This window comes from Xanthomonas hydrangeae, assembly GCF_032697525.1.
Taxonomy (GTDB): Bacteria; Pseudomonadota; Gammaproteobacteria; order Xanthomonadales; family Xanthomonadaceae; genus Xanthomonas; species Xanthomonas hydrangeae.
The window spans coordinates 2,694,708-2,708,536 of the sequence record NZ_CP103836.1; the positions used below are offsets into that span (position 1 = coordinate 2,694,708).

General features: G+C 65.5%; 12 protein-coding genes and 1 tRNA gene. 8 read left to right on the forward strand and 5 right to left on the reverse strand.

The window, feature by feature from the left end:
• Positions 1-45 precede the first annotated feature (45 nt).
• Positions 46-1,764: an ArnT family glycosyltransferase gene (locus tag NYR97_RS11200; protein ID WP_316692971.1), complete on the forward strand. Its 1,719-nt coding sequence runs from the start codon at positions 46-48 to the stop codon at positions 1,762-1,764.
• Between the two features lie 153 nt (positions 1,765-1,917).
• On the forward strand, positions 1,918-3,189 hold the full coding sequence (locus NYR97_RS11205; RefSeq protein WP_316692973.1) for an O-antigen ligase family protein: 1,272 nt from the start codon (positions 1,918-1,920) through the stop codon (positions 3,187-3,189).
• Here NYR97_RS11205 and NYR97_RS11210 read toward each other — a convergent pair.
• Positions 3,174-3,998 (reverse strand): glycosyltransferase family 2 protein, encoded by an 825-nt coding sequence (locus tag NYR97_RS11210; protein WP_316692975.1) that lies wholly within the window; start codon positions 3,996-3,998, stop codon positions 3,174-3,176. The genes NYR97_RS11205 and NYR97_RS11210 overlap by 16 nt on opposite strands.
• On the opposite strand from NYR97_RS11210, the gene NYR97_RS11215 reads away from it, so the two are divergent.
• Entirely contained in the window at positions 3,999-5,057 is a 1,059-nt protein-coding gene (locus tag NYR97_RS11215; protein WP_316692978.1) for a CDP-glycerol glycerophosphotransferase family protein, read from the forward strand.
• 174 nt (positions 5,058-5,231) lie between these two features.
• Here the strand turns inward: NYR97_RS11215 and NYR97_RS11220 are convergent, their stop codons facing one another.
• The 3 genes from NYR97_RS11220 to ribA all read right to left on the reverse strand — a co-directional run bounded on the left by NYR97_RS11220 (position 5,232) and on the right by ribA (position 8,483).
• Positions 5,232-6,737 (reverse strand): PH domain-containing protein, encoded by a 1,506-nt coding sequence (locus tag NYR97_RS11220; protein WP_316692980.1) that lies wholly within the window; start codon positions 6,735-6,737, stop codon positions 5,232-5,234.
• On the reverse strand, positions 6,734-7,210 hold the full coding sequence (locus NYR97_RS11225) for a PH domain-containing protein (protein WP_316692982.1): 477 nt from the start codon (positions 7,208-7,210) through the stop codon (positions 6,734-6,736). Before NYR97_RS11225 ends, NYR97_RS11220 begins: the two co-directional genes overlap by 4 nt.
• 139 nt (positions 7,211-7,349) lie before the next feature.
• The gene (gene ribA / locus NYR97_RS11230) at positions 7,350-8,483 is read right to left on the reverse strand and encodes a GTP cyclohydrolase II RibA (RefSeq protein ID WP_316692984.1); all 1,134 of its coding nucleotides are present in this window, start codon (positions 8,481-8,483) and stop codon (positions 7,350-7,352) included.
• Positions 8,484-8,728: 245 nt separating this feature from the next.
• Between ribA and NYR97_RS11235 the strand changes: the two genes are divergently transcribed.
• Positions 8,729-9,250: a GNAT family N-acetyltransferase gene (locus NYR97_RS11235; protein ID WP_205392687.1), complete on the forward strand. Its 522-nt coding sequence runs from the start codon at positions 8,729-8,731 to the stop codon at positions 9,248-9,250.
• A gap of 227 nt (positions 9,251-9,477) precedes the next feature.
• On the opposite strand, the gene NYR97_RS11240 is transcribed toward NYR97_RS11235, so the two are convergent.
• A complete protein-coding gene (locus NYR97_RS11240; RefSeq protein WP_205392686.1) occupies positions 9,478-10,494 on the reverse strand; it encodes a lauroyl acyltransferase in 1,017 nt (338 codons plus the stop codon).
• On the opposite strand from NYR97_RS11240, the gene dtd reads away from it, so the two are divergent.
• From dtd to NYR97_RS11260, 4 genes are all read left to right on the forward strand, one after another.
• Positions 10,493-10,933 carry a D-aminoacyl-tRNA deacylase gene (dtd, locus tag NYR97_RS11245; protein WP_316692989.1) on the forward strand — a complete coding sequence of 147 codons (441 nt, stop codon included), beginning with the start codon at positions 10,493-10,495 and terminating at the stop codon, positions 10,931-10,933. The two genes, NYR97_RS11240 and dtd, sit on opposite strands and share 2 nt — an antisense overlap.
• A 105-nt stretch (positions 10,934-11,038) precedes the next feature.
• Positions 11,039-12,916: an RNA polymerase sigma factor RpoD gene (rpoD, locus tag NYR97_RS11250; RefSeq protein WP_055847682.1), complete on the forward strand. Its 1,878-nt coding sequence runs from the start codon at positions 11,039-11,041 to the stop codon at positions 12,914-12,916.
• A gap of 174 nt (positions 12,917-13,090) precedes the next feature.
• Positions 13,091-13,414, forward strand: coding sequence for a DUF6566 family protein (locus NYR97_RS11255; protein WP_316692992.1), 324 nt, complete (start codon positions 13,091-13,093; stop codon positions 13,412-13,414).
• Between the two features lie 279 nt (positions 13,415-13,693).
• Positions 13,694-13,769: transfer RNA gene (locus NYR97_RS11260), tRNA-Ile, on the forward strand.
• The last annotated feature ends 60 nt before the right edge of the window (positions 13,770-13,829 follow it).

The following is a 13,829-nucleotide window of genomic DNA, read 5'->3' on the forward strand; positions in this document are numbered from 1 at the left end:
GCGCGCCGAGTCGGCGCTCCCTCCTGCTTCCCACTGCCGCCGGCCATGCTCAAGACCCGTGCTTCCACCGATTTCTGGCTGCTGGCCATCACCGCTGTATTGGTCATCGGTGCCGGCCTGGGATTGCGTGACCCCTGGCCGGCGGACGAGCCGCGGTTTGCGCTGGTCGCCAAGCAGATGGTGCTGAGCGGCGACTGGCTGTTCCCGCATCGCGGCAACGAGCTGTACTCGGACAAGCCGCCGATGCTGATGTGGCTGCAGGCGCTGTTCTACACGCTGCTGGGCAATTGGCGGGTGGCGTTCCTGCTGCCGTCGCTGCTGGCAGCCCTGGGCACGCTGGCCTGCGTGTACGACCTGGGGCGGCGGCTGTGGACCCGGCGCGTCGGCCTGTATGCGGCCTGGATGCTGCTGTTCACGTTGCACTTCACCTTCCAGGCCAAGAAGGCGCAGATCGACCCGCTGGTGGTGTTCTGGATCACCCTGGCCAATTACGGGCTGTTGCGCCATCTGTTGATGGGCCCGGCCTGGCGCTGGTGGACGCTGGGCTGGTTCGCCGCCGGGCTGGGCGTGATCACCAAGGGCGTCGGCGTGATCGCCTTGCTGATGCTGATCCCGGCCGGCATTGCGTCGGCGCGCGGTTGGCCGGGTGTGCGCGTGCATGTGCGCGATCGGCGCTTCTGGCTGGGGCCGCTGTTCTTCTTCGTCGCGATCCTGCTGTGGTTCGTGCCGATGATGGTGACCGCGCTGACCGCTGGCCAGCCCGAATACCGCGTGTATCTCAACGACATCCTGCTGCGCCAGACCGCCAAGCGCTACGCCAGCTCCTGGGACCACGCGCAACCGGTCTGGTACCACTTGAAGGGCATGGCCACGATGTGGCTGCCGACCATCCTGCTGCTGCCATGGGCGATCCCGGCCTGGCGCCGCCGGCTCAAGCGCCGCGATCCGCGCTATCTGCTGCCGCTGGCATGGTGGCTGTTGGTGCTGGTGTTCTTCACCATTCCCAGCGGCAAGCGCGATGTCTACATCCTGCCGGCGCTGCCGATGTTCTGCCTGGCGCTGGCGCCGTTGGCGGCGGGGCTGTTGCGCCGCGCCGGGGTGCAACGCATGTTGTTCGGATTCGCGCTGCTGCTGACGCTGGTCTTCAGCGTTGGCGGGGTGGCGATGCTGATCGGGCATCCGGGCTTCGAGCAGAAGATCATGGACAGCCGCGGGGTCGGCAGCGAGGCGACCGACCCGCTCGGCTGGCTGTTGCTGGCGGTGGGGGTGTGGGGCGTGGCCAGCCTGCTGTTGCTGCGGGTGCGCGGCTCCGCGCTTGCGGTCGCCTCGCTGCTGGGTGCGTGGTGGGTGGCGTTCGGGCTGGTCTGCTACCCCATCTTCAACGACTCCAGCTCGTCGGGCGCGGTGATGCGCGAGGCCGGGCGCCGGATTGGGGGGGCGCAGCTCGGGCTGGTGGCCTGGAAAGAGCAGAACCTGCTGATGGCCGACCGCCCCGCGCAGACCTTCGGCTTCAAGGTGCCGTGGGAACAACAGCTGCAACGCGGGGTGACCTGGCAGGCAGAGCAGCCTGCGCAACGCTGGCTGTTGGTACAGGAGACGGCGTTGCTGGCCTGCGTGGATCGCAGTCGCAGCCAATTGGTGGGGGTGGCCAACCGTCGTCGCTGGTGGCTGGTGCCGGCCGATGCGGTGCAGGGCAGTTGCGTGGCGAGCTCCAACGAGCGCGCGGTGGAAGCACAGGAGCAGGGCAACCTGGAGACCGAATGAGGGCGCCGAGCACACCTCCCGGGCGTGACTTGCGCTGCGTCAATGCCGCCGCTGGCCGCTGTCTAGCGACGATTCATGCGGGGCATCGTTAGCTTGGCCGGCATTGCCGCTGCGTGTTGCCCGCTTTAGCCTCCCTTTCGCCACCGATGCTCGATGAATTCCTTGCCCACTCAACCCGCTTCGCTGTCGCAGACTGCCTCCATCGCATCGCGGGCAGGCGTGCGCATCGCCGAACTGGGCGTGTTCCTGATGACCACGCTGGTGGTCAGCGTGCCGAGCGGCCTGCTGCCGTTCGGCGTGTGCCTGCTGCTCGGTTCGCTGGTGGGTTGGCGCAACCTGCGTGCGGGCATCGTCACGCGCGATGGGTCGCTACGTGCGCTGGGCTGGCTGACGGCGGCGGTCATTGCGATGTCGCTGCTGTCGATCGCCCTGTTCGAACATGGGCTGCGCGACGTCGATAACCGCTCGCGCTTTCTGGTGCTGCCGTGGGCTGGGTTGTGGGCGTACGCGCTGCAACCGCGCCAGGTCTGGTTGTGGCGCGGTGCACTGGCCGGCGTGTTCGCAGCCATGTTGATCGCCTTGTTGCAGGTGATGAACGGTGCCGACCGCGCGGAAGGCTTTACCAACGCGATTGTGTTCGCCGATATCACGTTGATGCTGCTGGTGGTGGCGGTGTTCTGTCGCCCGGTCGGCAACGTGCGCTGGCTGGTCGGCGCGGCCATCGCTGCGGTGGTGGTCATCGTGCTCAGTGGCAGCCGTGGTGTGTACCTGTCGTTGCTGGTGACCCTGGGTGTGTTGATCTGGGGCGCGGCCTGGCATAGCCCGCGCATGCGTTTGCTGGCTTTCATCGGGAGCGGCGTGCTGGCGGTGGGCGTGATCGTCAGCGTGCCGGCCTTGACCGATCAAATGCGTCTGGGTGAATTGCAGCGAGATTTGCAACGCTACGAGGTCGGCGACAGCGATTCGTCTGCCGGCGCCCGTATCGAGCGGCTGCATGTGGCCTGGGATACCTTGCGCGCGCATCCGCTCACCGGCGTGGGCGTCGGGCGTTTCGACGATGCGATGCGCGAGTTGCCGGTGTGTGCCGGCGATACCTGGTTGCTGCGTTGTCATTTGGGTCACGCGCATAACGATCTGGCCGAATGGGGCGCCACGCAGGGCGTTCCGGGCCTGTTGCTGTTGTTTGCGGTGTATGGCGTGCCGCTGTGGATCTTCGTGCGACTGCATCGGCGCAGCGGGCAGCGCCAGTTCCGCGGGCCGGCAGCGGCCGGCGTGATGATCGTGATCAGCTACGCGCTATGTGGATTGACCCAATCGATGTTCGCGCATCAGGTCTCGGCGAGTTTTTACACGGCGATGGTCGGTGTGCTGGCTGGTCTGGCAGCGCGTCAGGCGCAGCAGGCTGCATCTCAGCCGCTGCGTTGATCGTCCGCGCGCGGCGGGTCCTGCACCGGTTGGTTGTGCTGTAGCAGCCACAACATGATGGTCTTCTGGCGCACGTAGTTGGCACGCACATAGGCGTAGATCAGCCCGTGCCAGCCATCGCGAAAACCGCCACGCAGCAGATAGCCGCGCCAGAAACGCCAGGCCGGCGCCAGCACCAGCTTGCTCCAGGTCGCGCGTTTGCCGCGTGCGTACTCGTGCTCGGCCATCATCTGCGCATAGCGCTGGGTCTTGGCCAGCTGCTGCGCCAGTGAGCGATACGGGTAATGGATCAGATCGCCGGGCAAGGTGACGACGGTTCCATCCACACTCGCCGCTTCGTGGATCTCGCGCTTGCCGCGCCAGCCGCCACGCCGGCGATCAAACAGGCGCAGCACGCGATCCGGATAGGCATTGCCATGGCGCAGAAAGCGGCCGAAGTAATCCGACAGCCGTGCGAAGCGATAGCCTGCCGCCTCGGTGAAGCCCGCATCGCGCGCGGCGATGATCGAGCTGCGCAAGGCATCGCTGATGCGTTCGTCGGCATCCAGGCACAGCACCCAGTCGTGGCTGGACTGTTCGACGCAATACGCTTTCTGGCTGCGATAGCCGTCGAAGTCGCGTTGCAACACGCGTGCGCCAAGCGCGGTGGCCAGCGCCACGGTGGCGTCGGTGGAGCCGGAGTCCACCACCACGATCTCGTCGCAGAACGCCAGCGAGCTCAGACAGTCGCGTAGGCGATCGGCCTCGTTGAACGCGATAATGCAGGCGCTGATGCGCGGCCGTTCGTCGGGTGCGGTCAAAGAGGACATGTGATGGCCGAATACCTGCTGTTCGCAACGGAGCGTTACGCGTTGCCTATTCTGGCGCCATTGGCGCAGGCATTACAGGCCCGCGGGCACGCCGTGTCGGCGTGGTTCGAGGGCGGTGCGCGCGGGCTGGCCTTGCCGGGTGTGCGCGAGGTCGGCCTGCGCGAGGCGCTGGCGTTGCGTCCGCGTGCGGTGTTCAGCGCGGCCAACTGGGTGCCCCCGTTTATCTCCGGCGCCAAGGTGCAGCTCTTCCATGGCTTCAACGTGCAAAAGCGCGAAGACAATCGCGGCCATTTCCGCGTGCGCGGTCTGTTCGATCTGTATTGCACGCAAGGTCCTGCCACCACGGCACCGTTTCGTGCATTGGCCACGCGCGAAGGGCATTTTGCAGTGGTCGAAACCGGCTGGCCGAAGCTCGACCCGGTGTTCCGCGACGATGGCGGACACAGTGCCGCGTTGCGCGCGCCAGCCAACGGGCGGCCTGTGATCCTGTTCGGCTCCACGTTTACCGAGCGCTTGAGCGCTGCGCCTGCGCTCTATGCTGAGATCGCCGCCGATATCGCGCGCGGTACGCACTACTGGCTGCTGACCTTGCATCCCAAGTGCGCGCCGGACTTGTTCGATCGCTATCGCGCGCTGGCCGGGCCGAATGCCCGCTTCGTCGAACCCGAAGAGGTCATGGCCGCGCAGCGTGCGGCCGATGTGCTGGTGTCGGACACCTCATCGATCGTCTCCGAATTCGTGGTGCAGCACAAACCGGTGGTGACCTTTCGCAACCGCGTGCCGCAGCCGCATATGCTCGACTTTCAGCAAGCAGAGCAGTTGCCGCAGCAACTGGCGCGCGCACTGGCGCCGGATGCGGCGCTGCGTAGCGCGCTGGCCAGTTATGCCGACGCGATCCATCCATATCGCGATGGGCAATCGTCGGCGCGGGTGATTGCCGCGACCGAGGACTTCATCGGCGGCAAGCTCGGCCCGGTGCGACGCAAGCCGTTGGGTGCGCTATGGCGCGGGCTGCAGATTCGGCGCGAACTCGGGTACTGGGGTCCGGCGCAACGTTGATTGCTGGTGGTGCGCGATGCCAATGCCAATCAGCGACGCTGATCCAAACTGCCAATCCCCAATCACCAATCCCCAATCCCCAATCCCCAATCCCCAATCACCAATCACCAATCACCAATCACCAATCACCAATCACCAATCACCAATCACCAATCACCAATCACCAATCACCAATCACCAGCGCAGCTTGCGCCGCGTCAACGCCGCACCGAGTTGTGCCTGCAGCTGCTGCGCCTGCGCCAACGGCACAAAGCGCAGGCGTAACGCCGGGCCGGTTGCGCTGGCGCCGGCGGTGTCCAGCCAGAGCGTGGCGGTGCCGGACAACCGATCCAGCGGCGAGCGTTGCAGTTGCAGCGCCTGCAGCTTGTCCAGTTCGGCCAGCCGCCACCAACGCTTCCACCAGCCACCGCGCACCGCCACATACCGCGCATCCAGCGCATAGCCCATGCGCTGCACCTGGCGATACGCCTTGAACGCACTCCAGGGAAACCACAGCAACACCCACGCCGCCTGATTGCCGAATTGCCAGGCCATGCCGGCTATCAGCGGCAGCAGCAACAGCAACGTGGGCAGACTCAGCCGCCACCAGCAATGCGTGGCGATCGACTGCCACTGCGCAGGCGGCCAGGCAGCACCGGGCAGCAGGCGCTGCAACAAGGCATCGCAGCGCTGCGGGTCGGCGATTGGCGCCAGTTCCTTCAACGCGCTGCCTTCGTTATCGCCAGTGCCTGCCACGGCAGTGTCCACGCGCAACTGGCGCCGGCCGAACAGGCGATGCAGGCGGCTTTCGTACAGCGTCCACGACTGGATCCGCCGCAACGCCACGCTGCTGCGGACGCGCGTCAGCAGGCCGCGCTCCACGGTGAGACGGCGCTCGGATTCACTGAGATGAAAGCCGTGGTATTGCGCCACCGCCAAGGCCACAGAGAGCGCGCGCATAGCGAGTAACACCGCCAAAAAGCCGATTGCCACCAACGCGGCGGTGACTGCCGTGCCCGGATGGATCTGGCTGACATAGCGATACGCCAGCTCGCCATTGTGTTCGACGAAGTTGGACACCGTGCGGCGCGGAATCATCTGGTAAATCACACCGAAACTGGCTGCCACCACCACCATGCCGCGATTGGAAATCAGCCCCAGCCGGATCACTTCGCCCATCGGCAGGCGCAGCAGCGTGTTGCTGTTGTTGTCGACCTGCGGCGCGGCGGCATCGGTGTGCTGCGCACGGCGACGGATCAGGTCTTCCAGCGCCAGTGCCTGATCCAGCCGCAGCACGCGCATTTCCGCTTCGGGTTTGTGGCCACCGGCCGATTCCAGCCGCACTTCGGCCACGCCGGCCAGCCGGTGCAGCAGCGATTGATGCACCACCACGTTGTGGATACGTGCGAACGGGATGTCGCGCCTGCTGCGTTCCAGCAGGCCGCTGCGGATGGCCACGCCGTCGGTGCCGATGCGGTAGCGGTAGGTGAAGTAGCGCAGCACCGAAATCGCCACCAGCACCGCGATCACCACGCCGGTGGCGATGTGGTCGGCAAAATCGCGGCTGCCGTCGCGGCTGCCGAACAACACGAGCGCGGCCAGCGGAATCAGGAACTGGCGGATCTGCTGCAGCAGCACGAACATCCACGACAGCGGATGCAGGCGCTGTTCGGCGTCGCCGGGATGTTCGATCGCGCTCATAGCGCGTCGTCGTCGTGATCGAGCTGGCGCGCGAGGCGGTCACGCAGCCGCTCGGCGTCGTCCTGATCCAGGCCGGACAGCGCCACTGCATTGAGCCGGCTGCCGGCGGTGTGCACCACCAGTGTGGTCAGGCGCGTGGCGCGCTCGATCGGGCCGCGGCGCAGATCCACATGTTGCACGCGCGAGATCGGAATCCGCGTGTCGCTCTGCCACAGGTGGCCGCGTTGCAGCGCCAGGCCATGCTGGTCGAGCTTCCAATGGGTGAGCCGATGGCGTTTGACCGCAAACCAGGCACCCAGTGCAGCGGCCACCAACGTCACGCCCAGCACCACCGGCCAGTAGCCCCAGGCGTGCAGCGCGGTGGCCGTCACGCCAGCGGCAATCAGCCCGGCGAATCCGCCGCCCAGTGTGCCGTTCACCCCGGCCACATAGGCGCCACGCTGCGGTAGCGCCTGCCACTGCGTGTGGTCCACGGCGGGACTTTCTGCCGGAGCGGCTGGGACGATGACATCGGGGTGCGGCGGTGGAGCGTCGTGCACTAGGCTGGCCTGCAGAAGCGGTGCGCAAGCATAGCCGGGCGCCGAGGGCGGGCGCATCCGGCGCAGGCCGCGCTTACTGCGCGGCCAGAATCAGCGCATCCACATCCAGCGCGTGGCCGGCACGGGCGGCCTTGGTGCGCAGGTATTGCTCGTTTTCGGGGGTGATGTCGCCGGTGACCGGGATGCGGTCTTCGACGCTGATGCCGGCCGCGCGCAGGCGTTCGGCCTTGGCGGGATTGTTGGTCAACAGCCGGATCCGGCCAATGCCCAGGCCGCGCAGCATTGCCACCGCGCTGCCGTAGCGACGCTCGTCCGGGCCGAAGCCCAGCTGCGCATCGGCATCGATGGTGTCCAGCCCGGCATGCTGATAGCCGTAAGCGCGCATCTTGGCAGCGATGCCGGTGCCGCGGCCTTCCTGGTCCAGATACAGCAGCACGCCGCCGCCGAGGTCTTTCAGCTTGGCCAGGCCGTGCCGCAGCTGATCGCCGCAATCGCATTTGAGCGAGCCAAACAGGTCGCCGGTCAGGCACGAGGAATGCACGCGCACCGGCACCGCAGCCGAGAGGTCGGGCTGGCCGACCACGATCGCCACCTGGTCGCGCTGCGCCACCCCGCCTCGAAACACCACGAATTCGCTCATGCCCAGGTCGCGCAACGGCACCGGCGTGCGCGTGACCAGCTCATAGCCGGCGGCGGCGGATTTGGCGCAGCCGGTGCCCAGGTCGTCCAGTGCCAGCGACTGGCAGCCGGCGAAGGCGGCCTGGTCGTCCGCGTCGCGCAGGTCTACCGCCAGCATCGCCGGCAGCAATAGTCCCAGACGCGCGATCTCCACCGCGCCTGCGTCCAGTGCATCGCCTGCGGTCCACTGCGCTGGCACTGGCGTGTCGCGCAAGTACGCCAACGCTGCGAGCTGGTCGTAGCTGTGTTCGATCAGCGCCACGCGCGCGCCCTGCGGCGCGCTCAAGCCCAGCACCTGGGCGCGGGTCGGGGTGACGAACAGATAGTGACGCCCCTGCGCTGCACGCGCGAAGGCCGCATACGACTGCGCGGTGCTGCTGTCCAGCGCCAGTACCGCGCGCGCCTGCCCGTTAGCAGCCGTCAGCAGCACCGGGCGGCCGGACCGCAGTTCGGAGGCGGCGCGCTCACAGCGGATCGCCGCCGGATCACCGAAGGCGTGTGCGCTGGGGGAGGGGACGGGGCTGCTCATGCACGACTCCAGATGGGGATTGCCACGGCCGCTTCAAGGCGGACGCCGCCGCAGCCACTGCGTGGTCGCGTGACGCCATTGTCGCGTGGTTCGCAACGCCCGGTCGCCACGGCGCGGTGGAACGCTGCATCCAGCGTCCGCAGATTGAGTTGCACGGCAGGCATGGTTTGGTTGCCTGCCGGTTGCGTTGTTCATCGCCCGGCAATGCTTTTTAATCCCAAGACCCTCTGCCCGCCTAGGACCCCATGTCTCTTATCGACTGCAGCGAAGCCCGCCACGCCAGCGCCATCCTGGACATCTTCAACGATGCCATCGCCAACTCGACCGCGCTGTACGACTACAAGCCACGGCCGCCGGAGAGCATGGTCGGCTGGTTTGCGACCAAGCGGGCGGGCGGCTTTCCGGTGATCGGTGTGGAAGACGCCGGCGGCACGTTGATGGGGTTTGCCAGCTACGGCACGTTCCGCGCCTGGCCGGCGTTCAAGTACAGCGTGGAGCATTCGATCTACGTGCACCGCGACCATCGCGGCAAGGGGCTGGGGCGCACGCTGCTGCAGGCCTTGATCGCCGCGGCGCAGGAGCGTGGCGTGCATGTACTGGTCGGCGGCATCGATGCCAGCAATCAGGCCAGCATCGCCTTGCACGAACAATTCGGCTTCACCCACGCCGGCACGGTGCGCGAGGCAGGCTTCAAGTTCGGGCGTTGGCTGGATCTGGCGTTCTATCAGCGCATTCTGGCCACGCCGGCCGATCCACACGACGATTGAATGGTGGTGCCTGGCGCCGACACGGCGTGCCGCGCTCTGTTCGCACCCTTGTTTGCGCCGGGCTGAGCGGTCGGGCGATGTAGCGAGCCACTGCGGCGCGGCGTCACCCAGTGCCTGTCTGCGATGTAGGCGATCGGAATGCGCTGCGTGTCAACGCAGCGTTGCACGGGATCTGTAGCCAGGAGCGGCTAGCAAAACGTGGCCGTGCCGTCGGTTTGCTGGCCAATCTAGTGCGGATGCCGCTCCGTCGCATACGGATTGGCCTCGCCGCTGCCTGGCGGGCGCAGCGTGTAGCGCTTGTAGGTCCATTGGTATTGCGCCGGGTCGCGCCGGGCGATCTGTTCGATGCCTGCGTTGAGCGCGCTGGCCGCGCGCACCGGGTCTGCATCGGCCACCGCCGGGTCGGACGGCTGCACATGCAGCGCGAACTGCAGATCGCCACCGGCGCGCTCGCACCAGCCGTACAGCACGATCGCGCCGGTACGTTCGGCAAGCCGGTTGACCAGGGTCATGGTCAAGGCCGGAATGCCGAAGAACGGCGCAAAGACGCCATCGCCCATCTTCGGTTGCTGGTCGGGCAGGATGCCGACCGCACCGCCGTCCTTGAGTACCTTGAACAACTGCCGCACCGCCGGGCCTTCGGCACGCACCTGGCGCACGTTGTCGCCGCCGCGGGCCAGTTGCAGGAAGCCGTCCACCGTGTCCGACTCCGGCGGGCGATACACGATCGCGATCGGACCGCGTTCGGACAGCCACTGGTTGAGCAGTTCCCAGTTGCCGAAGTGCGGTGCTGCCACGATCACCCCGCGTCCGGAGGCCAGCGCTGCGTCGTAGAGCTCCTGGCCATTGCGTTGCAGGCGTGCCAGGTTCTCGGCCGGCGGGCGGGTCCAGGTGCGCAGCACTTCCAGTGTCTGCCGCGCGGTCGAACGCAGCACCTGCGCATGCAGCTGCGCGCGCTGGCCGGCATCCAGTTCCGGGTACGCCAACTCCAGGTTGCGGCGTGCCACGCGGCTCTCGCGCGCATCGAGTTTGCGCCAGCTCCAGGCCAGCGTATCGGCCACACGTTTGAGCAGCGGCCACGGCAGGCGGCCCACGGTGGCGGCGGTGGCGTAGAGCAGGCGAGCGCGAGCATCAGGTTTCATCGACGTAATTCTAAACAGCGCGGCCGCCCAAGGCCCGCGCGTGACAGTACGGGCAGTGCTGGGCATGCTGCGCGACACAGTTTGCTCAACCACGATGCCCATGCTTGCACTGATCCAACGCGTCACCCGTGCCTGCGTCACTGTCGATGCGGAGCGCGTCGGTCAGATCGGTCCCGGGCTGTTGGCCCTGGTCGGGGTCGAGCCCGGCGACAGCGATGCGCAGATCCGGCGCCTGGCCGAACGCCTGCTCGGCTACCGCGTCTTCGCCGACGACGCCGGCAAGATGAACCGCTCACTCACCGATACCGCAGGCGGGCTGCTGCTGGTCAGCCAGTTCACCCTGGTTGCCGACACCAGCTCGGGCACACGACCAGGCTTCAACACGGCCGCACCGCCGCTGGAGGCTGAACGGGCGTTCAATCAATTGGTGGCGATCTGCCGCGAAAAACATCGTGGCAGGGTGGAAACCGGGCGCTTTGGTGCCCATATGGTTGTCGACCTGGTCAACGACGGCCCGGTGACCTTCCTTCTCAGGCCCTAGCCAGCGCTACACCAGCGGTCTCGTCTTGAATCCGGCAGACGGGGCTTCACGCTGGTATAATGCTAGGTCCTCTTTCCAATCTCAAAGCCGGTGGCGCGAGCATCCATGGCCAACGAACGTCCTGCCCAGCAATCCGACATCAAGCTACTGATCAGCAAGGGCCTGGAACAGGGCTATCTGACCTACGCCGAAGTCAATGACCATCTGCCCGACGACCTGGTCGACCCGGAGCAGATCGAAGACATCATCAGCATGATCAACGGCATGGGCATCGATGTCCATGAAGTTGCGCCCGATGCCGAAACCCTGTTGCTCAACGATGGCAACACCGGCAACCGCGAGGTTGACGATACCGCAGCCGAAGAAGCTGCCGCCGCGCTGACTGCGCTCGACACAGAAGGTGGCCGTACCACTGACCCGGTGCGCATGTACATGCGCGAAATGGGCACGGTCGAGCTGCTGACACGCGAAGGCGAAATCGCCATCGCCAAGCGCATCGAAGAAGGTCTGAGCCAGGTCCAGGCAGCATTGGGCGTGTTCCCGCTGTCGACCGAAATGCTGCTGGCCGATTACGAAGCGCACAAGGAAGGCAAGAAGCGTCTGGCCGAGATCGTGGTCGGCTTCAACGACCTGATCGAAGAAGCCGATGCCGCCGCTGCGGCGCTGGCGGCCGCCGGCCCGGTTGCCGTCTCCGAAGACGATGCTGCCGACGACGACGATGCCGAAGATGGCGACGACGACGCTGCCGAAGAAGAGGCCGGCCCGACCGGTCCGGACCCGGTGGAAGTGGCCACGCGCATGGAGAACCTGGCCAACGAATACGCCAAGTTCAAGAAGATCTATGCCAAGAACGGCGCCGAGCACAAGCTGGTGGTCAAGGCGCGCGAAGACATGGCCGCCATCTTCACCACGCTCAAGCTGCCGCTGCCGCTGACCGATGCGCTGGTCACCCAGCTGCGTGGCGTGGTCAACGGCATCAAGGACCACGAGCGCAAGGTGCTGCACCTGGCTACCACCGTGGCACGCATGCCGCGCAAGGACTTCATCCGTTCCTGGGAAGGCAACCAGACCAACCTGGAATGGGTGGAAGACGCGCTCAAGCGCAAGCAGAAGTGGTCCTCGGCGCTGCGCGACGTCAAGGACCAGATCGTCTCCGAGCAGCAGGGCTCGATCGAGATGGAGAAGGCCAACTACCTGACCCTGGGCGAGATCAAGGAAATCAGCCGCGCGATGGCCTATGGCGAAGCCAAGGCGCGCAAGGCCAAGAAGGAAATGGTCGAGGCCAACCTGCGTCTGGTCATCTCCATCGCCAAGAAGTACACCAACCGCGGCCTGCAGTTCCTCGACCTGATCCAGGAAGGCAACATCGGCCTGATGAAGGCCGTGGACAAGTTCGAATACCGTCGCGGTTACAAGTTCTCGACGTATGCAACGTGGTGGATCCGTCAGGCCATCACCCGTTCGATCGCCGATCAGGCGCGCACCATCCGTATCCCGGTGCACATGATCGAAACGATCAACAAGTTGAACCGCATTTCCCGTCAGATGCTCCAGCAGTTCGGCCGCGAGGCCACGCCGGAGGAACTGGCCAAGGAAATGGACATGCCCGAGGACAAGATCCGCAAGGTGATGAAGATCGCCAAGGAGCCCATCTCGATGGAAACCCCGATCGGCGACGACGAGGATTCGCATCTGGGCGACTTCATCGAGGACACCAATGTGGAGTCCCCGATCGACAACACCACCAACATCAATCTTTCCGAGACGGTGCGTGATGTGTTGGCCGGGCTGACCCCGCGCGAAGCCAAGGTGCTGCGGATGCGCTTCGGTATCGACATGAATACCGATCACACGCTGGAAGAAGTCGGCAAGCAGTTCGACGTCACCCGCGAGCGGATTCGTCAGATAGAGGCCAAGGCGTTGCGCAAGCTGCGTCACCCGAGCCGTTCGGAGCAGTTGCGCTCGTTCCTCGATATCGACTGATATCAGGGCGATTCCAGCGCAGTGATCACAACAGCCCCGCAATCGCGGGGCTGTTGCGTTATGGGTCAGCCGAAGAACGATATTTGCAATAAGTGCGGGGGATGCATGCCGCGGCAGCGTATTGCAACGCTACGGCATTCACGCATCGGCGACGAAGCCGCACGGCGCCTCAACATGAAATCGGCGCTTCTCCAAAGGTCACGTGGTGTTTCAACCGTGCCTTCTAAGTTGATGGACGCACGCACACGAGACCGCCTTATGAGCAGGCAAAGCCGCTTTGAAACCACCACGTACCGCGATCACGAAGTCCGCGTACGCGTCGAGCGCGCTGCGCCGGATGCCAACTGGACGTTGCAGGTCGATGTGTATGCGCTTGGCGGCCAACGCCAGCCACGCATCGACGACCAGGGGCCTGGTTGGGAGACGTATCAGGACGCTATTGCGCAAGGGTTTCACGCGGGGCGGAAGCTGATCGATGCGCAGTTTGAGATGGCGTAGTGGCCGGGCTGAGGATTGGGGGCAGTGATTCGGAATTGCTGAGGTGTATGTCGCTAGATCGTTCACCCTCGAATCGCGCGGCAGGACAGATTGATCGCGTGCACATTTAGAGCCTGGCTCACGCCGGGCTTTTCTGTGTCTGCATGCGCAAACACAGGTAGGTGCGGCCACTCGTCCTCATTGACACCTGATGCAGCAGACAGCGACGCGCGCGGACAGGTAAACTTTCGCGTCAGCTGGACGGTCCGACATGCACTGCATCTCGCCAACCGCCCCGCCGGGCCTATAGCTCAACGGTTAGAGCAGAGGACTCATAATCCTTTGGTTGAAGGTTCGAATCCTTCTGGGCCCACCATAAAATCAAGGGCTTAGCTTCTGCCAAGCGCCCTGAATTGAGGCAGCCGGGAAAATTGCC

Coding starts and splice junctions, on each gene's coding strand:
- NYR97_RS11235 (WP_205392687.1), top strand. CDS start 8,729: ATGTCTCTTATCGACTGCAGCGAAGCCCGCCACGCCAGCGCCATCCTG.
- NYR97_RS11210 (WP_316692975.1), bottom strand. CDS start 3,998: ATGTCCTCTTTGACCGCACCCGACGAACGGCCGCGCATCAGCGCCTGC.
- NYR97_RS11255 (WP_316692992.1), top strand. CDS start 13,091: ATGAAATCGGCGCTTCTCCAAAGGTCACGTGGTGTTTCAACCGTGCCT.
- dtd (WP_316692989.1), top strand. CDS start 10,493: ATGCTTGCACTGATCCAACGCGTCACCCGTGCCTGCGTCACTGTCGAT.
- NYR97_RS11205 (WP_316692973.1), top strand. CDS start 1,918: ATGAATTCCTTGCCCACTCAACCCGCTTCGCTGTCGCAGACTGCCTCC.
- NYR97_RS11220 (WP_316692980.1), bottom strand. CDS start 6,737: ATGAGCGCGATCGAACATCCCGGCGACGCCGAACAGCGCCTGCATCCG.
- rpoD (WP_055847682.1), top strand. CDS start 11,039: ATGGCCAACGAACGTCCTGCCCAGCAATCCGACATCAAGCTACTGATC.
- ribA (WP_316692984.1), bottom strand. CDS start 8,483: ATGAGCAGCCCCGTCCCCTCCCCCAGCGCACACGCCTTCGGTGATCCG.
- NYR97_RS11240 (WP_205392686.1), bottom strand. CDS start 10,494: ATGGGCATCGTGGTTGAGCAAACTGTGTCGCGCAGCATGCCCAGCACT.
- NYR97_RS11200 (WP_316692971.1), top strand. CDS start 46: ATGCTCAAGACCCGTGCTTCCACCGATTTCTGGCTGCTGGCCATCACC.